This window comes from Alteribacter salitolerans, assembly GCF_016901055.1.
Taxonomy (GTDB): Bacteria; Bacillota; Bacilli; order Bacillales; family Salisediminibacteriaceae; genus Alteribacter; species Alteribacter keqinensis.
The window spans coordinates 110,668-131,030 of sequence record NZ_JAFEUX010000005.1; the positions used below are offsets into that span (position 1 = coordinate 110,668).

Consider the following 20,363-nt stretch of genomic DNA (forward strand, 5'->3'; position numbering starts at 1 on the left):
TGTTCATCCTTTCAACTTATGCCGGGCTTTTGTGATTCCAGATATCGCATCTTTAATCGCTGTCTGGTCAAGGTCGCGGTGAGTGGTAAGGCGGATTGTATATGGACCGTAGGGAACGGCAAGTACTCCCTGGCGCTTCATCTCAGCCACCCAGTCTTCACTCGTTTTGCCCGTTTCTTTTGTATTCACAAGAACCATGTTTGTTTCTACAGTATTCTCAATATAAAAACCGTCGAGCTCAGAAACGGTCCGGGCCAGTTGTTTTGCGTGATCGTGGTCGGTCTCTATAAAATCAAAGCCATTCTTAAGTGCAAGAAGAGCAGGGGCAGCAAGGACTCCGGCCTGTCTTAATCCTCCGCCCAGACGTTTTCGCCATTTTCTCGCCCGCTCAATAAAAGCCCTGTCTCCCGCAAGAATTGAACCGACGGGGGCACCGAGTCCTTTGGACAGACAGAATTGTACGGTGGTCGTATGCTTTGTAATTTCACTCACAGGGATTCCTGCTGCAACTGAGGCATTAAATAAACGGGCGCCGTCCATATGAACCGGAATCTGATGTTCTTTTGCAAGATCCGCTACCTTTGCCATGTAATCAGGGGAAAGAACAGATCCTCCGCTTTTATTGTGGGTATTTTCAAGCCAGATAAGACCTGTATCAGGAAAATGAACATCACTCATCCTTACGGCGGCGGCTATATCGTCAATGGCAATCTGTCCTTTTTCACTGGGGAGAGTTCTGGACTGAACGCCGGCAAGAGCGGCAGTTGCGCCACCTTCATAAAGAAAGACGTGGGCACGGTCGTCCATGATTATTTCTTCTCCCTGCCGCATATGGGTTAATACAGCTACCTGATTACCCTGGGTGCCGCTGGTAACGAAAAGGGCCGCCTCTTTTCCTGTCAGCCTGGCGCAGTAGGCTTCCAGTTCATTAACCGTAGGGTCTTCTTCATATACATCATCACCGACGAGGGCATCGGCCATAGCCTGACGCATCCCGGGAGTCGGTCTCGTTACTGTATCACTTCGTAAATCGATCATGTTATCAGCCTCCGGTGGAGATTTTTCTAGTAGTAATCCTACCATATATACAGGCCGGGGTGCAGGGGAGGGGGATTTACAAATTGAGTAAAAAGATCGTTGCTTTATTTACATTCCTGCTCTACAATTTATTTAGATATTCGAAATAGTGAAGGCACTGAAAAAGTTCGGTCTTTAACTTTTTTTAGTGCCTTCTAAGCAATGAGCGGAACGGTTGCATTTTATAAAAGCCTGTTATGAGTGGGTTTCTCGTAACAGGCGCGCAACCGAATGGAGCCATTGCCACTTAAATAAAGGCAGTGAAAAAGTTGGTTTGTACTTTTTCAGTGGCCTCATAGTAAGGGGGGACCCCCATGCCAAAGGCGGTCTGGCTCCTCGTAATCGGAATGGCGATTAACGTTACGGGGGCATCTTTTTTATGGCCTTTAAACACAATCTACATTCATATGGAACTGGGAAAATCGTTGTCTGTGGCCGGTATTGTCATAATGGGAAATGCGGTCATGGGGGTTATCGGTAATTTAATAGGCGGTAAGCTGTTTGACCGGATCGGCGGTTACAAAACAATTATGCTCGGGGTTCTCATTACGATGGCAAGTGCGTTTACGCTTGCTCTTTTTAATGATTTTTATCAGTATGTAGTGCTGATGCTCGGTCTTGGCTTCGGCGCCGGTGTGATCATTCCTGCCATGTATGCCATGGCAGGAGCGGTCTGGCCGGAAGGTGGCAGGCGTCCGTTTAACGCTATGTATGTAGCGCAGAACGTCGGTGTTTCAGTAGGCGCAGCATCTGGCGGTCTTTTGGCAAGCTACCGTTTTGATCTCGTATTTCTCGGCAACGGTCTTATGTATCTCGGATTTTTTGTTCTCGCATTGCTGTTCTTCAGGCGTCTGCAGGCGGACAGCGGGCAGGCTCAGACGACGAACGTATTCGAACAGGGGCAGGAAGTAGAAAATAAGAAACGGTTTAAAGCGCTGCTGATTTTGTGCGCCGGTTTTCTCATTTGCTGGGTTGCTTATGTCCAGTGGCAGACCACCATCAGTGTACATATACAGAATCTCGGTATACCATTAACCCACTACAGCATCTTGTGGACGATTAACGGGGCGATGATTGTGTTCTGCCAGCCCTTGATCAAGTACTTTATTGAGAAATGGGTTCATTCTCTTAAGGCACAGATTTATGTAGGGCTCGTTATTTTCATGGTCGCCTATGTTGTGTTATCTCAGGCAGATGTATTTACCGCCTTTATTGTGGCCATGGTCATTTTAACGTTTGGTGAAATGTTCGTCTGGCCGGCAGTTCCTACAATTGCCCACCAGCTTGCTCCGGAAGGGAAAGCCGGCTTCTATCAAGGAATCGTAAACAGTATCGGAACGGGAGGTCGGCTGATCGGGCCCTTTTTCGGAGGCGTCATGGCGGACTTGTTCGGCATGAGCGTTCTCTTCTATGTTCTTGTTGTGCTGTTTCTCATCAGCTTTGTGACCACTGCCCTTTATGACCGGGGTCTTAAGGAAAAAGAAGTCGGTCAGCGGAACATGGAATCGTCTGCTTCATAATTTTCCATAAAATCGTTTAAAATCTGTGATTATCGTGTATCCTCTAGATAAACAGCCTTGACACATGGGGCGGGAGTTCATAGAATAACAAGTATATATGTTTAACTGACGATGACGAGGAGCAGTAATGAATGGAGCACGTTTAAAGAGAGTTGACGGTCGCTGCAAGTCAACCGTGCCATTCATGAACTCACCTTTGAGTTGAATTTGCGAACCTTGTGTGAGCTTATTCCGGATTGCCTACGTTACAGGTCAAATGAAGTGAGTACACATGTACTAATCATGGGTGGTACCGCGGGAAGTTGGATCCAACCTCTCGTCCCTGCAATTGCGCCAGGGATGGGAGGTTTTTTGTATTCACTAAAAAACTGCCGAACGGGCGTCGGGTACACAGAATTTTATCAAACGAGGAGGTTGTCACCGTGGCTTTTAATCATAAAGACATCGAACCAAAGTGGCAAAAGTACTGGGAACAGGAAAAAACATTCAAAACTGAAGACGAGATCGGAAAAGAGAAGTTTTATGCTCTTGATATGTTTCCGTATCCATCGGGAGCCGGCCTTCATGTAGGACATCCGGAAGGCTATACAGCTACAGATATTTTATCGAGAATGAAAAGAATGCAAGGGTACAACGTCCTTCATCCAATGGGCTGGGACGCGTTTGGACTTCCGGCAGAGCAGTACGCACTCGACACGGGTAACCACCCTCGTGAGTTTACGCTTGCCAACATTGACACGTTCCGCCGTCAGATTAAAGCTCTTGGCTTTTCCTACGACTGGGATCGTGAAGTAAATACTGTAGATGAAAAATATTATAAATGGACGCAGTGGATTTTTATCAAGCTTTACGAAAAAGGCCTTGCATACATTGATGAAGTCGCGGTGAACTGGTGTCCGGCACTTGGTACCGTTCTTGCCAATGAAGAGGTCATTGACGGTGTAAGTGAGCGTGGCGGACATCCGGTTGAACGCCGTCCGATGAAGCAGTGGATGCTTAGAATCACGGCTTATGCAGACCGCCTTCTTGAAGACCTTGAAGACCTTGACTGGCCTGAAAGCTTAAAAGATATGCAGCGTAACTGGATCGGACGTTCAGAAGGTGCTGATGTGCATTATGACATCGACGGATCTGACGAAAAGATTACCGTTTTTACAACCCGTCCTGATACGCTTTTCGGTGCAACGTACGTTGTCCTGGCACCTGAGCATAAACTTGTCAGCCAGATCGTCACTGATGAGCAGAAGGAAGCTGTAGAAAGCTATCAGCGCGAAGTAGGAACAAAGAGTGACCTTGAGCGTACGGAGCTTGCCAAAGAGAAGACCGGTGTATTTACCGGTGCTTACGCTGTTCATCCGGTATCCGGTGAAAAGCTACCGATCTGGATCGCAGACTATGTTCTTGCCAGCTACGGAACAGGAGCGGTTATGGCAGTACCCGGGCACGACGAACGTGACTATGAGTTTGCGAAAACGTTCGAGCTTCCGATTGTTGAAGTCGTAGAAGGGGGAGACATCGGGAAGGAAGCTTATGCCGGGGACGGTGCGCACGTGAATTCAGACTTCCTGAACGGTCTTCATAATGAAGAAGCAATCACAAAAATGATTGACTGGCTCAGTGACAACGGGAAAGGTGAAAAGAAAGTTACGTACCGTCTTCGTGACTGGTTATTCAGCCGTCAGCGATACTGGGGAGAGCCGATCCCGATTATTCATTTTGAAGACGGGACAATGAAAGCCGTCCCTGAATCTGAACTTCCCCTTACTTTGCCTGAAATGGAAGAGTTCAAGTCTTCAGGTACTGGAGAATCCCCTCTTGCCAATGCAGAAGACTGGTTATATGTAACGGATTCGGAAACGGGTAAAAAAGGCCGTCGTGAAACAAACACGATGCCACAGTGGGCAGGAAGCTGCTGGTACTACCTCCGTTACATTGACCCGGACAACGAAGAGCAACTGGCAGATCCGGAGAAGCTGGAGCACTGGCTTCCGGTTGATATGTATATCGGTGGTGCCGAGCATGCCGTACTTCATCTTCTTTACGCACGTTTCTGGCACAAGTTCCTGTACGACATCGGCGTTGTACCTACGAAAGAGCCGTTCCAGAAGCTTTATAACCAAGGAATGATTCTTGGGGAGAACAACGAGAAGATGAGTAAGTCTAAAGGGAACGTAGTCAATCCGGATGAAATTGTGGAATCCCACGGCGCTGACACCCTTCGTCTGTACGAAATGTTTATGGGTCCACTGGATGCTTCCATCGCATGGAGCACAACCGGTCTTGACGGCGCAAGACGCTTCCTTGACCGTGTATGGCGCTTAATGGTCACAGACAGTGGAGAATTGAATCCGGCAATCGGTGATATGAACGAAGCTGACAGCTCCCTTACACGAACGTATCACCAGACGGTGAAGAAAGTGACTGAGGATTGTGAAGGTCTTCGCTTTAATACAGCCATTTCTCAAATGATGGTGTTCATCAATGATGCTTATAAGCAGGATAAACTTCCTAAAGCATACATGGAAGGCTTTGTGAAAATGCTCTCTCCAATTGCCCCGCACGTAAGTGAAGAGCTGTGGGAAAAGCTTGGACACCAAGGAACAATCACGTATGAAGCGTGGCCGGCATTTGATGAAAGCAAACTTGTGGAAGACGAAGTGGAAATCGTTGTTCAGGTAAACGGCAAGCTTCGCGGAAAAATGGTTATTGCAAAAGATGCCGATCGTGAACAAATGGAAAAAGAAGCACTTGCCCTCGACAAAGTAAAAGAAGATGTCGAAGGGAAAACGGTGAGAAAAGTCATTGCTGTTCCAGGCAAGCTCGTAAACATCGTAGCAAATTAACAAGCACACAAAAGCTCCGGCGCTCCCCGCGCCGGAGCTTTTTCATGTTGGAGGTAAAATTGTGTAACTAGGAGGACTAGTGTTAATTTACTAATTTTTGAAGGGTTAGTTTTGGCTGTTTTGTTCAGGGGAAAGGGATATTAATTCAAATCACACAAGAATAAAAGATGAAACGGGGCTGGTAATGATGCTGGAGGCAACCGAAATGTGGGTGGCGTCAATTTCCGATTTTCTATGGACATATTTGTTATCCATTATTCTGATCACCGGGGGAATCTTTCTTACGGTCCGCCTTAAGTTCTTCCAGTTTCGCTTTTTTGGCCATGTCTTAAAGCAGACGATCGGCCAGATCTTTAAAAAACCCGATGAAAAGGGAACGATTACGCCGTTCCAGGCTTTCACCTCGGCCCTTGCTTCTACTGCTGGTGCAACGAACATTGTCGGTGTTCCTGTAGCAATAGCCCTTGGTGGACCAGGTGCATTATTCTGGATGTGGATGGTGGCTCTCATCGGGATGGCAACCAAGTACTCTGAAATTGTTCTCGGTTTAAAATACCGCGAAGTAAGCAAAGACGGGACATGGGTCGGCGGACCTCAATATTACATACGAAAAGCACTGGGCTGGAATAAAGTCGCCGCTCTGTTCGCTTTTTCACTCATGATCGTTATTATTCCAAGTATTATGGTTCAGTCAAACTCCATTTCTACACAAGTGGAAGGGGCATTCGGATGGTCTACTTCCATCTCGGGTATTGCCATTACCATTATGGTAGCCCTCATCGTCCTTGGCGGCATAAAAAGGATTGGAAAAGTAACGGACAAGGTCGTACCATTTATGGTTCTCACGTATATTCTCGTTTGTTCCATTATTCTTATCGTGAACGTTACCGAACTTCCTAATGTGTTCAGCCTGATCTTTGTTCATGCCTTTACACCGATCTCGGCTGCCGGCGGATTTGCGGGAGCTGGTATTGCCCAGGCTCTCAGATGGGGTCTTGCCCGTGGTCTTTATTCGAATGAAGCCGGTCTCGGTACGGCGCCAATTGCTCACTCGGCTGCACAGACCGACCACCCGTCAAGGCAGTCACTCTGGGGAATCTTCAGTGTATTTGTAGATACGATTATACTCTGTACGTTTTCCGGACTGGCTGTGCTCTCAACAGGAGCATGGCTGGATGTAGATGTGAACGATGCTTCGAATATGATCAATGTGGCAGTGGGGTCTGTATTTGGAGACGCCTTTGGGGGAAGCTTCATCGCTGTTTTCCTTCTGTTCTTTGTTCTTACAACTATCGGTGTACTTGTCTTTTACGGTGAAAAACAAGCCGAGTACCTATACGGCCTCAAGGCTGCAAAAATGATGAGATTTGTTTACATCGGAGCGATTTATCTCGGAGCGATTGGCGGACTTCAGTTTGTCTGGCAATTCCTGGATTTAATACTCGCTTTCGTTGTTTTCTTTAATATTATTCCTGTTCTGTTTTTACACAAAGAAATCAGGGCCATTACAGAGGATTATATTGAGCGGATTTATAAAGGGAAGGGCGGCGACCCGAAGATTACGCTGTTTGTAGAGAAGCCTGCAAAAGGTACGGAAAAGAAAGCATCATCGGATCGTTAAAATGAAATAAGAGAGTGTCCTTGGGAAGCAATTGTCTTCCGGACACTCTCTTATTTTGTGTGCAGGCCAAACAACTGCTGCAATACACTTTTATTTTGGGTGAGGTCTTTCAGGGTGTACTGATCGAGTACACTCAAGTAAGCTTCGAGAGCTTCCTTTAACACTCCTTTTAGTTTACAGGCAGGTGTTAAAATGCATTTGTTTGACCCTTCGTCAAAACATTCAACAAATCCGCGATTGTCCTCCGTTCTCCTCACCACTTCACCGATATTAATATCTTCTGGTTTTTTAGCGAGGCGGATTCCTCCGTAACGGCCCTTTACGGTTTCTAAAATGCCCAGTTTCCCCAGGTTATAGGTCACTTTCGTAAGGTGGTTATAAGAAATGTTATAGATTCCGGCTACTTCCTTCACACTCGATAATTCTTCCTCAGGCTGTACAGCGAGGTATAGAAGTAAACGTAAGGAGTAGTCGGTGTAGGTTGTTAATTGCATTCGGCTCACTCCCGCTCATTCATTATACGCTAGCATAACACATCCTTTTTACAATTTCCCGGACTAAAGCAACTTGTGACAACTTTAAGGCATTCTTTAAATATGTATTCTAAATATAGGTTTTGATGATATGATTAATATGTATTTAAAATACTTATTTAAAAACGAGGGTGAAATCAAATGAGCACAAAAACATTGAGTACCCAATCCAAAGAGATCGTAAAAGCATCTGCACCGGTGCTGAAAGAGCACGGAGAAAAAGTAACCCGTATCTTTTATAAAAACATGTTTGAGGCACATCCGGAACTGCTTAACATTTTCAACGAAACCCATCAAAGAAAAGGCGATCAGCCGCAGGCACTGGCAAATACGCTTTTTGCCGCAGCCGTTCATATCGACAGATTGGAGGAACTTCTTCCCGCTGTTAAACAAATTGCCCACAAGCATCGCAGTCTCAACGTGAAGCCGGAGCACTATCCGATTGTAGGGAAGTATTTGCTTGAAGCTATGAGAGAAGTTCTTGGCGATTCTCCTGAAGTGGAAGAAGTTATTGCAGCCTGGGGAGAAGCATATGGGATCATCGCAGATATCTTTATCAGCGTAGAAGAGGATATGTACAAAGAAGCGGAAGCACCATCAGGGGGATGGAGAGGCTTCAGGGAATTTACTTTATACAAAAAGAAGCCCGAAAGCAGTGTAATTACGTCTTTCTATCTGAAACCGGCTGATGGAAAAGACATACCTCCTTTTCATCCTGGTCAGTACATTTCCGTTCAGGTGCAGCCTGAAAACAGTCAATATAAGCAAATGAGGCAGTACAGTCTTTCTGATGCGCCAGGCAAGGATTACTTACGTATCAGTGTGAAAAAAGAAGAGAGTAGCGGAGTCCATCCCGATGGAACGGTTTCGAATTATCTGCATGAAGAATTACAAGAAGGGGACCCGGTTCTCCTGACCGCGCCTGCTGGAGACTTTATGCTTAATGAGCGTTCTGATCGTCCGGTTGTTTTTATCAGCGGAGGAGTAGGCATGACCCCGCTTATGAGCATGTTCAACCAACTTACCGGTACAGGAAGTGAGCGGGAGATCACTTACCTTCATGGAGCCAAAACTCCTGCAGAACACGCTTTTCATACCCATTTGGGGGAAGAGGCAGAACGAATGGGTAACGTTCAGTATGCTGTCTGCTACGAGGAAGGAAACAACAAAAATAAAGATCGGTTTGTAAAAGGCACCGGATTTATTGATCGTACGTTCTTGGAAGAAAACATCACACATTCCGATGCCGACATTTACTTGTGCGGACCGGGGCCTTTCATGAAAGCTGTTTACGGTATGCTAAAAGAAATGGGTGTGTCAGAGAATCAGATTCATTTTGAATTTTTCTCCCCGGGAGGCACGCTGCAATAAAAAAGGAAAGTGTCTCAAAAGGCATAGAGGGCGACTCAAAAAGACACTTAAGATTTGGCAATGGCTCCGTACGCTGCCCGTCCAACACGAGAAACCCACTCGTAAGAGGGCAGCGGCTCCGCTCATTGCTTCGAGGTTGAAGCAAAAGGTTTAAAACTGACCTTTTACTTCAACCTCTTTACCGTTCCCACTGATTCATGGCAGCTGCCCGGCCCGCAGTGTAGCCTGTGGAAAAGGCAACAGTAATGTTGTAACCACCGGTGTATCCGTGAAGGTCAAGTACTTCGCCACAAAAGAAAAGTCCGTGCTTAAACTTTGATTCCATCCTTTTCGGCTGTACCTCTTTAACGCTCACTCCACCACCGGTAACAAACGCTTTTTCGATGGAAAGGGTTCCGTTTGCCGAGAGGGGAAAATGCTGGGCGAGAGTTGCCAGCTTTCGAGTGTTTTCTTTCGACAGGTTTGCCTGGACAGTCTGGGGATCGACTTCAGCAAGTTCAAAAAGAGCCGTAAGCATTCGTTCCGGAACCCAGCCGGTAAGTGAGTTTTTAACAGCCTTTTTAGGCTCTGCGTTTACAAAACCTTCAACATCATCAATGACTTCATCCGCCCGTTTGTCCGGGAACAGGTTGACTTCAAGGGCGATGTCGCTTCCTTTATGTTTCTTTTGGGCTTTTACTACATACTGGCTGCAGCGTAGAGCAGCCGGCCCGGATATCCCGAAATGGGTAAAGATCATATCCCCATCGTGCGTAACGATCGCCTTTTTCTTTTTAGGGTCAATAACACTCAGCTCGATGTCCCGTAACGACAAACCCTGAAGTGTTTTCTCTTTGATGAGTTTGTCATTGCAGGTGATCGGCACTTCAGTCGGGTAAAGTTCGGTCACTGTGTGACCTGCTTTTTTTGCCCACGGATAACCGTCTCCCGTACTTCCCGTATGAGGAACGGATTTACCTCCCACGGCGATGATGACGTTGGCTGCGCTGATCACGGTGCCGTCTTTTAACTCTACCCCCCTTACGCCTTCGTCAGTGTAGAGAACATCCCGTACTTCCGTATTCGTTTTCACGTTCACTTTGAGACTGTCAATACGGTCAAGGAGCGTTCTAACAACCGTAATCGCCTTATCATTTACCGGAAACATACGCCCCCGGTCTTCTTCCTTCAGGCTGATTCCGAGGTTTTCAAAAAAAGAAATGATGTCTTCATTATTGAAAACAGAGAAGGGACTGTACATAAACCGCCCATTCCCGGGAATATGTTTAATGATTTCTTCTACATCGGCACGGTTTGTAACATTACACCTTCCACCCCCGGAGATGGCAAGTTTCCGGCCGAGCTTTGTTCCTTTATCCAACAGAAGGACGCGGGCTCCGTGTTCTGCAGCCGATACTGAGGCCATCAGGCCGGACGGACCGCCGCCTATTACAATCACATCATAATTTTCATTCGTCATGAGTAAAACCCGCTTTCTTTCCAGAATTACTGTTATCTTGCTCTATATGAAGCCAGAGGTGCTGTCTGAGTCCTCACCGTCGCCCGAGCGGTAAGTGAAGGATATCCAGGGAGCACCAATCTTTTATAAAAAAATATAAAAAAGTTCCATTTTTTTATCATTTTTTAGTCTAGCATACTTTTCTAAATCATAAACTCATGATATTTTTATAAAAAGCTAAAAGGAGTGAAGAGGACATGAGACCAACCCGTATTTTAATGATAGGGGCCGGACGAATGGCTGAAGCTGTTCTTTCAGGTATTTTAAAGCAGGCCAATCCGGCAATTGAAAAGATTACACTGACGAACCGTCAGGACAAAGAGCGACTGGAGTTGCTCAAAGAACGCTATGGTGTCCATGTCTCTTCAAACTGGGAAGAGGAAGCGAAAGACCACGATGTCATTTTACTAGCTTCGCCTCCTGCAACTCATGATGTGATTTTAAAACGTCTTGGGGAATTGATTGACGGTCAGCTTGTTCTCACTGTAGCTGCCGGAATTGACACAACGTATATGGAAGAGCGTCTGCCAAAGGGAACCCCGGTGTGCTGGATCATGCCGAATACAGCAGCGCAGATAGGTGAATCGATCTCTACTTACACATGCGGCCACTATGTAAACCCGCAACACCGTGAGATGATTGCGTTTATATTAGAAGCCATCGGCGAGTCTGCTGAACTGAGTGAACAGCAGGTCCATGATTTAACCGCTGTTACAGGAAGTGCGCCTGCGTTTGTTTACGCATTTGTGGAAGCGATGGAAGAAGCGGCTGTGGAAAATGGGGTAACAGCGGAACAGGCACGTTCCCTTGTGACAAAAATGTTAAGTGGCTCAGCGGCTATGCTTGCTGCAGGACATTCCCCGCAGGACCTCCGTGATCAGGTGGCATCACCGGGCGGGTCTACTGCCGCTGGGCTGGAAGTGCTTGAAAAACGACATTACAAAGAAGCGATAAAGGCAGCGGTAAAAGCAACCAATACTCATGCCAGAGGGGAATAACCTCCTGCAGTGTTTACCCTGCTGCCTGATTGAGGAATATATAAAGTAAACAGTCTTAATTAAGGGGCGTGTCTGCTTTGATTAAACAATTATCACTGGAAACAAACAAAAGAGATGAAATGATAGATATTACCCATCATGTTGAAGCGTATGTAAAAGAGCAGGGGATCAAAGTGGGCATTGTCTATATTTACTGTCCTCATACCACTGCAGGGATCACGATCAATGAAAATGCCGATCCAGATGTGAAACGAGATATGCTCATGCGTCTTAATGAAGTATATCCGTGGGAACATCCGGAGTACCGTCATGCAGAAGGGAATACAGCATCGCACTTAAAAGCCAGTACAATGGGAAGTTCCCAGCCTGTCATCATCGAAGACGGCCGGCTCATTCTGGGAACATGGCAGGGCATTTACTTTTGTGAATTTGACGGTCCCCGTACCCGTAAATGCATCCTAAAGACCATCGAAGGCTGATAAGACAGCTGCCTAACGAAACGAGAAAAAGAACCAGCCCCATGGCCGGTTCTTTTTCTCGTTTCAGCGCTTTGGAACGTTTTGGGATCCGTTTTGGGGTCTGTCCCCCGAACAATGATGTAAAATTGTGGACACGTTACACCGGCGTGCTCCAGTGTGTTATATAAAAACTGGACTCTATAAATGTCAACAGCCCGCTAAGAAAGTTCGGGGGACAGACCCCGCACGATTTTCTGATAGAAGTATGATAAAATGCTAGCAGTGTTTAAATCCAAATTGCTGAGGTAGGTAGTGACGATGTCTGAACGTAATCTAATCAGAGGCACGATGATATTAACAGCCTCTATTTTTATTTCGAAACTCTTAGGTCTTATTTATATCTTTCCATTCCAGGCGATTGTCGGTCTTGAAGGACTGGCACTCTACTCATACGGCTACGTGCCCTATACTGTATTACTCAGTCTGGCCACCCTCGGGATTCCCCTTGCCGTATCCAAATTTGTATCAAAATATAATGCACTCGGTGATTACCGGACGGGGCAGAGGCTGTTTCAGTCCGGCCTCATCGTAATGGGAATTACCGGTTTCGTCGCTTTTCTGGCACTGTTTTTTTTAGCGCCTGTCATTGCTGCAAACGTCCTCGATACGAGTGACCTGCAGGGAAACAGCATAGAAGATGCAGTCTTCACTATCCGGATGGTCAGTGTGGCACTCCTTGTCGTTCCTGTTATGTCACTGATCCGCGGTTATTTCCAAGGCTTTCAGTCCATGGGACCAACGGCAGTTTCGCAGGTCATTGAACAGATCGTCCGGATCATATTTATCCTACTTCTCACATTCCTTATTATTAACGTGTGGAATGGAGAACTGGGAACAGCCGTAGGTTTTGCCACATTCGGAGCGTTTGTGGGAGCCATCGGAGGACTGGCTGTCCTGCTGGTTTACTGGTATAAGCGTAAAGGGAACTTCCAGAAACATGTGGAAGAAAGCACCACGGATCACCAGATCCCCCTTACAAATATGTATAAAGAGCTCCTGCGCTATGCACTGCCTATTTCTTTTGTAGGGCTGTCAATCCCGATGTATCAGATGATTGACCTGTTTACATTTAATAATGCCCTAAGCTCACTTGGATTCGAGCAGGGTGAGATCGACAAATATTTCGGTGCTTTCGTACAGGCAGCACACAAACTGATTTTGATACCTGTCGCCCTGGCAACTGCCATGTCACTGGCCATTCTGCCAACAGTCACAAGTGCATTTGTAAACAATGAAAAAGACCGTCTGCAGCGCCATATCACGCAGACGTACCAGATCATCCTATTTTTGAGCATCCCGGCAGCAATAGGCCTCTCAGTACTTGCCTACCCGGCTTACGGTGCCCTGTTCGGTCTCGATGACCTGAGCATCGGCGGTGAAATCCTCCGCCATTACGCACCAGTTGCCGTGTTGTTCTCGATATTTGCTGTGACTTCATCCCTGTTACAGGGAATTAACCGGCAAAAGTATGCGGTTATTGCTCTGTTGTCCGGTATTACTCTTAAATTCGCAACCAATGCCTTGTTCATCAGCTGGTTCGGACCTGTAGGCGCAGTTTACGCTACAGCCCTCGGGTACGCTTCCGCTATAAGTGTTAACGCATGGGCAATCGGAAAATATGCCGAATACAGCTATAACCTTCTGTTCAAGCGCATGCTTCTCATTGGCGGCTTCGCTGTTGCCATGGGTATTGGCGTCTGGGCCGTTAACATGCTCGTCCAGCTGGCTTTACCAATGGAAAACAGAGGATCAACATTTGTTATCCTCCCGATCACAATCGGAGCCGGAATTGCCATCTATGGATTCCTTGGTATCCGTTCAGGCCTTGCCGCTATGATTTTGGGCCATCGATTTAAGTTTTTGAAAAAGAAAACCAAAGTAAGTGAAGAAGGCTAAATATAAAAATAACCCGGGTGCGTTAATACGCTCCCGGGTTATTTTTATTCTTTACTTCGCTTTCACTCTTTATCCGTAAAAAAGCCGTCCCGCAAATGTGCGGAACGGTCTGTCAGTTCATCCATTTTTCAGCCCATGTCTGGAAGGCGTCCATTGCAGGTTCAAGAGATTGTCCCTTTTTTGTCAGGACGTATTCGATCCTCACTGGTGTTTCAGGATAAACCTCTCTTTTTACAACTCCTTCACATTCAAGCTGCTTGAGTCTTTCAACAAGCATTTTGTCACTCATGTTCGGAATGACTGCTGAAATCTCACGGAACCGTTTCGGTCCTGTCATTAGAACACGTATGATCAAACCGTTCCAGCGTTTGCCAAGCAGCTGAAACGCAGATTCGAATTTAGGACAAAGATGATGTTGTTCCATCGCTTTCATCTCCTTCAAGTAATCACCGGAAAAGATAAGTTCTTCGTTTTTATACCCTCTTCATACAGTGACTACTCTCGCTTGTTTACAATTATAACATATTTCACTTGACTTTAGTAAGCGACCTGTATAATATACTAACTATAAGTAAGTAACAATAAAAAATAAATTAACTTGTTTTTAAAAAGACGTTTATTTTTTGTTAGAAGGTGGAATACCACCTTATGTATCGGGAACACCTCCCATTGCGGGAGACACATATTACACTTAAAGCAAAAGAGGAGAGGATTACATTGACTAAAATTTTAATTCCTTTTTACAGTGCATACGGTCACATTCACAAAATGGCAAAAGCGGTAGCAGAAGGCGCCCAGGATGTTGAAGGCGTAGAAGTGAAAATTGTCCGTGTGGCAGAGTTTGATGAAGTAAAGAATGCCATGTCCGGCCAGGATGCTTATGTTCAGGCACAGGACAATCAGGAAGATCTTCCGGTTGCTACTCACGACGATCTTAAATGGGCAGACGGCATTATCTGGGGAATCCCGACCCGCTACGGTTCCATGCCGGCTCAAATGAAACAATTCATTGATTCAGCCGGAGGGCTTTGGATGAACGGAGATCTCGAAGGAAAAGTGACTTCTACTTTTATCAGCAGCGGATCAATCCACGGCGGACAGGAAACAACTGCAATCACAACGATCGTTCCTCTGTTACACTTTGGTTTGATCTATGTAGGCCTTCCTTACGGCGAAAACCCGGAGCAGCTCACGACCGATGGGATCGGCGGTTCTCCTTACGCAGCTTCAACAGTTGCAGGGCCCGATGGAAGCAATCAGCCTGATGAAAGAGACCTTACAATGGCCAAACGCCTTGGAAAACGCGTAGCCAGCGTATCAAAATCATTACGTGGATAATAGAATCAAAAAGCCGGCAGATATGCCGGCTTTTGATTATCCCGAATAAAATCTCCGGTCACTTCGTACCTCCTTCTCGCTGCGAGATAGAAAGCCCACGACCATCACCTTACATGATCCTCCATCATCTGACTGCATTTTTCCCGGAAAAAACAAACGCCTTGGCAGGGCAGCAATTTTTCCTTATTTTCTCATGATTACAGGCGTCTAGTCCCTTTCTAGCAGGGGTGGACTCTGCTATAATTGAGGAACTGAGATTTGTGACCGGCAAAGGTTCGTAATAGATTTTTTTATGAAACAATGACATGATAAAAGGTGGTGACCGGGCGTGGAAGAAACGTCTAAAAAACGGTTTCATATTGATTGGGTTCTCGTAGTGACGATTGCGCTTGTAGCGGCGTTCGGTTTAATCATGGTATACAGTGCCAGCTTCGTACGAGGGTATGATCAGCTGGAAGGAAATTATACGTACTTCTTTGAACGGCAGCTTATGTGGCTTGTTGTATCCTGCGGGCTGTTTTTATTTTTGATGTTTTTTCCGTACCGTCATTTCCGGAAGCTCACACCCCTGATTATACTGGGTTCGGTTGTGATGCTGATTCTGGTGAAAACTCCCCTTGGTATTGAAGTGAACGGAGCGCAGCGCTGGATTGGTGCAGGAGGGTTCCGGATTCAGCCATCAGAGTTTGTAAAACTTGGGGTTATTGTGTACCTTGCTTATGTCTACTCAAAAAAACAGGCTTACATAAATGACTTATTTAAAGGACTTCTTCCTCCCCTTGTGGTGGTTGGTTTTCTGTTCGGATTAATCATGCTTCAGCCTGACCTTGGAACAGCGACTTCAATCGTAGCTGTTGCCGGATTGATCGTCTTTGTTTCAGGAGCAAGGCTTCTTCATTTAACGTGGATCGGCGGTCTTGGTGCCATAGCACTTGTTTACTATGCACGGTCAGCCGAATACCGTATGAACCGGATCATCGGTTTCAGGGATCCGTTTGAACTTGGGTTCTCCGATGGCTATCAGCTCATTCAGTCTTATATCGCTATTGCCCACGGGGGAGTAACAGGTGCAGGACTTGGTCAGAGTGTCCAAAAACTCTTTTACCTTCCCGAAGCCCATACCGACTTTATTCTTGCGATAGTAAGTGAAGAACTGGGGCTTCTCGGTATATTATTTGTATTTGCGTGTATGGTCGTTATCATCCTGCGAGGCGTTGTGATCGGGGCACGCTGCAGAGATGCATTCGGAAGCCTGCTCGCATTTGGAATCGTTTTTCAGATGGCAATTCAGATTCTCTTTAACGCAGGTGCGGTGAGCGGACTTCTCCCGATCACGGGGATTCCTTTCCCGCTTTTAAGTTACGGAGGATCATCATTGATGGTAACCTTTATGTCGCTTGGAATCTTAGCAAATATCTCCAGGAAAACTGAAAAAGAACGATCCGAGCGTCTTGATAGAGAATCAGTGTACGATGATGCGGAGCAGGAAGTCGCGGCGACCTCATCGAATGTCACACCTCTTCGTCCCGTTCGGCAGTTTACGAGATAAAATGTAGGTGGATAATAAATGGAAGAACGAAAATCTTCGTTACAGCAGCTTGATTTTACATTATTATTTCTTCTGTTCGTACTTATGTGTATCAGCCTTATGGCAATATACAGCGGGACAACGGAGCAGTATGCCCAGCTTGATGGCACTTTCTTTGTAAGAAGGCAGGTCGTATGGTTTGCCATCGGAACGATACTCATGCTTGCAGCAATGAGTATTGACTACGAAATGTTTAAAAATTTCTCGATTCCCTTGTATGGCATAGGTATGTTTTTACTGTTACTCGTTCATTTCTTTGGAATCTACCGAAACGGGGCACAGCGCTGGATTGGGCACCCTGATTACTTTTTGTTTCAACCCTCTGAGTTCGTAAAGATTTTCGTCATTATTGCATTGGCCCATCTTCTTTACCATATCAGCCAGTCACCGAAGGAAAAAACATTTGCCGGTGATGCAAAAGTAGTCGGTAAAGTGGCTGCAGTAGGCCTGCCGCCATTCTTTCTCATTCTCATTCAGCCTGACCTTGGTACAGCCCTTGTCATCGCAGCAATTATGATGACCATGATCCTCATGTCCGGTGTCACATGGCGGATGATTGGTCTGCTCGTGTCGATCGTGGCTGCGGCAATTTCGTTTTTAGTCATCCTTCACAATTACTTTTTTGATATCTTTAATATCTTTATAAAAGGCCATCAGCTTGACAGAGTCTATGCATGGCTGGATCCGATGGGGGATACAAGCGGGCTTGGTTATCAGCTGTTCCACGCCCTTCAGGGGATCGGTGCAGGACAGCTTTATGGAATGGGCTTCACTCAGGGAGCGAAATCCCAAGGTGGCGAAATCCCAGAGCTTCACACGGACTTTATCTTTACTGTGATCGGAGAGGAATTCGGATTTGTAGGAGCAACGGTACTCATCGTCGTTTATTTCCTTCTTTTATACCGGATGGTCATTATTGCATTCAGCTGTAACAATACGTTCGGTTCGTATCTGGTCGCCGGTGTGGTCGGACTCCTTGTGTTCCAGATCTTCCAAAACATCGGAATGACGATCGGACTGATGCCGATCACAGGCCTTGCTCTTCCGTTTATCAGTTACGGAGGAAGTGCACTGCTTACCAATATGATTGCTGTCGGCATTGTGCTGAATGTCAATATCAGAACAAAACATTACATGTTTGGTGAAGATAATTAAATTTACTTTTAAGCTCTTTTGGATAAATTGTCGCTATTCGACATTTCATTTTAAGTACAGAAAATGAAGATGAAGGCGCAACCGGGTGGAGCCATTGCAACTCAAATAAAAGGCCACTCATAACAGGCTTTTAAAAGATGCAACCGTTACGCAACAGCAACGCAGATTGTTTCAGAGGGTGACACATTAGGTATAATGCCTCCTTATGTGCCGCCCTTTTTTTACAGGCGGCTGATGATTTTGACAGGAGGGATGAAGATGACCGTATTTATTGGTTTCGGGAAGCTTGCTCAAGCTGTCCTTCACCTTATACCGGAAGACAGACAAGTCCGTGTGTTTTCAAGAACGAAAGAAAAAGTCGTTGAAGCGTGTCAGGGTGACAGCAGAATTACGTGGATTGAACGAGAGGACTTTGTTGAACATAAAGACATCTGGCTGTTTCTTCCTAAAGACGAGGTTGCTTCTTTTATTAAAGAAAACAAGTCATTTTTTCATCCTCAAACGTCCATTTATGTTACAGCCACAGCGGTCATGAGAAAAGATATAGAATCCTTGCTCCCTGAAAGGGGAAATGCTGTCCCGTGTAAGTTTGTAACTCAGGCGGACCAGCTTAGGAAGGACAAAGAAGGGCTGGTCATTGTAGATTCTGCTGATACCGACGACGCGGAAGCGGTTAAACAGTTTCTCGGAGACAGATTTTCAGTTCTGGAAGGAGCGGAGGAAGGGGTTCTTTCCGTTAATAAAGCGGCAACAAAGGCAGCAATTGAAGCAGTAACCACTCTGGAGAAAGACCTTCGTAAACAAGGTATAGATGAAAAAATGATACGCCACGCCGCCAGTCAGATTATTCCCGGGGTAATCAGAGCTTACCTTGATGGGGAGCTAGGCGGGTTTGGGAAACAGGTTATAAAGGAGATTGAAGAGAATGAGACTTGATAAACTGCTGGCAAATATGGGATTTGGTTCACGAAAAGATGTAAAGAAGCTCTTTAAACAAGGCAGTGTAACGGTAAATGAAACTCCGGCAAAGGACGGAAAGACGCATGTAGACCCTGAAAATGATGTGATCATCGTCAATGGGGAAGAGCTCGAGTACAAAGAATTTATCTATCTGATGATGAACAAGCCCCAGGGTGTGATTTCAGCAACGGAAGACAAGTCAGAACAAACCGTAATTGACCTGCTGGAGCCTGAAGACCTTGTATTTGAACCTTTCCCTGTAGGCAGGCTTGATAAAGATACAGTAGGTCTGATGTTTTTAACAAATGATGGGAAACTTGCTCATCAGCTTACGAGTCCGAAAAAGAAAGTCACGAAGCTTTATGTGGCGACGATTGACCAGGCTCTCGGAGAAAAGGAGATCAGTGCTCTGGAGTCCGGTGTGACCCTGGATGATGGTTATGAAACAAAACCTGCTACAGTGGAAGTGCTTGCCCAAGGAGACGGACTGAAGATCCGGCTTGGCATTATGGAAGGGAAGTTCCACCAGGTTAAACGGATGTTTGAAGCAGTAGGGAGAAAGGTTGTTTTTCTAAAACGGGAAACAATCGGTTCACTGACTCTTGATGAAACCCTTGAGCCGGGAACGTACCGGGAATTAACTGATGAGGAACTGGCTTTGATAAAAGGGGAGACCCCTTCAGAAGAAAAAGCTTAGAGAAGACGGCAAAAAAGGAGATCCAAAAGGCGTAAAGGCCTTTTGGATCTCCTTGACATTCAATCAGGATACCTTCGTTTTTCTTTCTGTAACAACCCACGTACCGCGGCTTGGGCTTTCTACAAGGTTATTGTACTCTAAAACATTCAGATCACGCTGAATGGTGCGGTGAGTCGTTCCGAATTCTTCAACCAATTCCAGTGTGGTGACGTTCCCCCTCTTTTTAATATAAAGGTACATGGACTTAATCCTAGTCAACATTCGGTCAGTCGAAGCTTTCAAAAAACCACTCCTTATGAAGGTACTTTCCTGCCATTTGCACGCTGGTTGTAAATATGTATGCATACCAGTGGCAAACATGCAGGTGAATGAACAGGTGCTACAAACGAATATCTACTTTTTTACCTAAAGCAGGGTGTGGTGCAGGGTTCGTAGTTGCTGTATCGTTCTGCTGCGTTCCGTCTCTTAACCGGTCTAACATAGAAACAGCCATTGCCGCATCTGAATTAAGAGCGCTTTTCATAAGAGTTTAGAGTCTGCTGGAGCTTAAGAGTCTGAGTTGCCATCATACTGCTGATTTTCACCACAGTCCCCCTCCTTTGTCCTATATTTTAGCGGACTCCTAATTGTTCGTAAAGCTAAAATGGACAATTTTACGTTAAAGTTATGTAAAACTACTATGGATTTTCTGTTAAGTATCCCAGCTTTTCACACCGCTGGCAAAAAAGTATACTAGAAACGAAAGCACCA

At 45.9% G+C, this 20,363-nt stretch carries 16 protein-coding genes, 1 pseudogene and 1 other annotated feature; of the genes and pseudogenes, 12 read left to right on the top strand and 5 right to left on the bottom strand.

The genetic code is table 11. From position 1 onward, the window contains the following. Positions 1 to 3: 3 nt before the first annotated feature. Complete coding sequence (ltaE, locus tag JSY36_RS11420; RefSeq protein ID WP_205166513.1) at positions 4 to 1,038, bottom strand: low-specificity L-threonine aldolase; 1,035 nt, start codon at positions 1,036 to 1,038, stop codon at positions 4 to 6. A 353-nt stretch (positions 1,039 to 1,391) separates the two neighbouring features. Between ltaE and JSY36_RS11425 the strand changes: the two genes are divergently transcribed. From JSY36_RS11425 to JSY36_RS11435, 3 genes are all read left to right on the top strand, one after another. Continuing rightward, positions 1,392 to 2,597, top strand: coding sequence for an MDR family MFS transporter (locus JSY36_RS11425; RefSeq protein WP_205166514.1), 1,206 nt, complete (start codon positions 1,392 to 1,394; stop codon positions 2,595 to 2,597). Between the two features lie 102 nt (positions 2,598 to 2,699). Continuing rightward, positions 2,700 to 2,924 (top strand) — a binding site (T-box leader). A gap of 95 nt (positions 2,925 to 3,019) precedes the next feature. Continuing rightward, positions 3,020 to 5,440: a leucine--tRNA ligase gene (gene leuS / locus JSY36_RS11430; protein WP_205166515.1), complete on the top strand. Its 2,421-nt coding sequence runs from the start codon at positions 3,020 to 3,022 to the stop codon at positions 5,438 to 5,440. Positions 5,441 to 5,645: 205 nt separating this feature from the next. Further along, on the top strand, positions 5,646 to 7,061 hold the full coding sequence (locus JSY36_RS11435; protein WP_236784801.1) for an alanine/glycine:cation symporter family protein: 1,416 nt from the start codon (positions 5,646 to 5,648) through the stop codon (positions 7,059 to 7,061). 50 nt (positions 7,062 to 7,111) lie between these two features. Here JSY36_RS11435 and JSY36_RS11440 read toward each other — a convergent pair whose 3' ends face one another. After that, positions 7,112 to 7,555, bottom strand: a complete 444-nt coding sequence (locus tag JSY36_RS11440) for an RrF2 family transcriptional regulator (RefSeq protein WP_205166516.1) — start codon at positions 7,553 to 7,555, stop codon at positions 7,112 to 7,114. Positions 7,556 to 7,735: 180 nt separating this feature from the next. Here JSY36_RS11440 and hmpA point away from each other — a divergent pair, with 180 nt between their 5' ends. Beyond that, on the top strand, positions 7,736 to 8,965 hold the full coding sequence (hmpA, locus tag JSY36_RS11445; protein ID WP_205166517.1) for an NO-inducible flavohemoprotein: 1,230 nt from the start codon (positions 7,736 to 7,738) through the stop codon (positions 8,963 to 8,965). 178 nt (positions 8,966 to 9,143) lie between these two features. Here the strand turns inward: hmpA and JSY36_RS11450 are convergent, their stop codons facing one another. Beyond that, positions 9,144 to 10,424, bottom strand: coding sequence for a BaiN/RdsA family NAD(P)/FAD-dependent oxidoreductase (locus JSY36_RS11450; RefSeq protein ID WP_205166518.1), 1,281 nt, complete (start codon positions 10,422 to 10,424; stop codon positions 9,144 to 9,146). Between the two features lie 227 nt (positions 10,425 to 10,651). Between JSY36_RS11450 and proC the strand changes: the two are divergent. The 3 genes and pseudogenes from proC to JSY36_RS11465 form a co-directional block, all read left to right on the top strand. Continuing rightward, a pseudogene (proC, locus tag JSY36_RS11455) lies at positions 10,652 to 11,461 on the top strand (pyrroline-5-carboxylate reductase); the annotation flags it as partial. 77 nt (positions 11,462 to 11,538) lie between these two features. Then, positions 11,539 to 11,940: a secondary thiamine-phosphate synthase enzyme YjbQ gene (locus tag JSY36_RS11460; RefSeq protein ID WP_122898182.1), complete on the top strand. Its 402-nt coding sequence runs from the start codon at positions 11,539 to 11,541 to the stop codon at positions 11,938 to 11,940. 297 nt (positions 11,941 to 12,237) lie between these two features. Continuing rightward, the gene (locus tag JSY36_RS11465; RefSeq protein WP_205166520.1) at positions 12,238 to 13,875 is read left to right on the top strand and encodes a putative polysaccharide biosynthesis protein; all 1,638 of its coding nucleotides are present in this window, start codon (positions 12,238 to 12,240) and stop codon (positions 13,873 to 13,875) included. A gap of 112 nt (positions 13,876 to 13,987) precedes the next feature. Here the strand turns inward: JSY36_RS11465 and JSY36_RS11470 are convergent, their stop codons facing one another. Further along, entirely contained in the window at positions 13,988 to 14,299 is a 312-nt protein-coding gene (locus JSY36_RS11470) for a winged helix-turn-helix transcriptional regulator (RefSeq protein ID WP_122898178.1), read from the bottom strand. A gap of 293 nt (positions 14,300 to 14,592) precedes the next feature. Between JSY36_RS11470 and wrbA the strand changes: the two genes are divergently transcribed. The 5 genes from wrbA (at position 14,593) to JSY36_RS11495 (ending at position 19,613) form a co-directional block, all read left to right on the top strand. Beyond that, positions 14,593 to 15,213: an NAD(P)H:quinone oxidoreductase gene (wrbA, locus tag JSY36_RS11475; RefSeq protein WP_122898706.1), complete on the top strand. Its 621-nt coding sequence runs from the start codon at positions 14,593 to 14,595 to the stop codon at positions 15,211 to 15,213. 328 nt (positions 15,214 to 15,541) lie between these two features. Next, positions 15,542 to 16,762 carry a putative lipid II flippase FtsW gene (ftsW, locus tag JSY36_RS11480; protein WP_205166521.1) on the top strand — a complete coding sequence of 407 codons (1,221 nt, stop codon included), beginning with the start codon at positions 15,542 to 15,544 and terminating at the stop codon, positions 16,760 to 16,762. An 18-nt stretch (positions 16,763 to 16,780) separates the two neighbouring features. Further along, positions 16,781 to 17,956, top strand: coding sequence for a rod shape-determining protein RodA (gene rodA / locus JSY36_RS11485; RefSeq protein ID WP_122898174.1), 1,176 nt, complete (start codon positions 16,781 to 16,783; stop codon positions 17,954 to 17,956). Between the two features lie 258 nt (positions 17,957 to 18,214). Continuing rightward, a complete protein-coding gene (locus tag JSY36_RS11490) occupies positions 18,215 to 18,892 on the top strand; it encodes a hypothetical protein (protein ID WP_205166522.1) in 678 nt (225 codons plus the stop codon). After that, positions 18,882 to 19,613 (top strand): pseudouridine synthase, encoded by a 732-nt coding sequence (locus JSY36_RS11495; RefSeq protein ID WP_122898170.1) that lies wholly within the window; start codon positions 18,882 to 18,884, stop codon positions 19,611 to 19,613. The genes JSY36_RS11490 and JSY36_RS11495 overlap by 11 nt, the downstream gene beginning before the upstream one ends. Positions 19,614 to 19,676: 63 nt before the next feature. Here the strand turns inward: JSY36_RS11495 and JSY36_RS11500 are convergent, their stop codons facing one another. After that, positions 19,677 to 19,895 carry a DeoR family transcriptional regulator gene (locus JSY36_RS11500; protein ID WP_183163817.1) on the bottom strand — a complete coding sequence of 73 codons (219 nt, stop codon included), beginning with the start codon at positions 19,893 to 19,895 and terminating at the stop codon, positions 19,677 to 19,679. Positions 19,896 to 20,363 lie beyond the last annotated feature (468 nt).

Bases quoted from the DNA above. Each gene is read 5' to 3' on its own strand.
- ltaE (WP_205166513.1), bottom strand. From the start codon at position 1,038: ATGATCGATTTACGAAGTGATACAGTAACGAGACCGACTCCCGGGATG.
- JSY36_RS11425 (WP_205166514.1), top strand. From the start codon at position 1,392: ATGCCAAAGGCGGTCTGGCTCCTCGTAATCGGAATGGCGATTAACGTT.
- JSY36_RS11435 (WP_236784801.1), top strand. From the start codon at position 5,646: ATGTGGGTGGCGTCAATTTCCGATTTTCTATGGACATATTTGTTATCC.
- JSY36_RS11440 (WP_205166516.1), bottom strand. From the start codon at position 7,555: ATGCAATTAACAACCTACACCGACTACTCCTTACGTTTACTTCTATAC.
- hmpA (WP_205166517.1), top strand. From the start codon at position 7,736: ATGAGCACAAAAACATTGAGTACCCAATCCAAAGAGATCGTAAAAGCA.
- JSY36_RS11450 (WP_205166518.1), bottom strand. From the start codon at position 10,424: ATGACGAATGAAAATTATGATGTGATTGTAATAGGCGGCGGTCCGTCC.
- JSY36_RS11465 (WP_205166520.1), top strand. From the start codon at position 12,238: ATGTCTGAACGTAATCTAATCAGAGGCACGATGATATTAACAGCCTCT.
- JSY36_RS11470 (WP_122898178.1), bottom strand. From the start codon at position 14,299: ATGGAACAACATCATCTTTGTCCTAAATTCGAATCTGCGTTTCAGCTG.
- rodA (WP_122898174.1), top strand. From the start codon at position 16,781: ATGGAAGAACGAAAATCTTCGTTACAGCAGCTTGATTTTACATTATTA.
- JSY36_RS11490 (WP_205166522.1), top strand. From the start codon at position 18,215: ATGACCGTATTTATTGGTTTCGGGAAGCTTGCTCAAGCTGTCCTTCAC.
- JSY36_RS11495 (WP_122898170.1), top strand. From the start codon at position 18,882: ATGAGACTTGATAAACTGCTGGCAAATATGGGATTTGGTTCACGAAAA.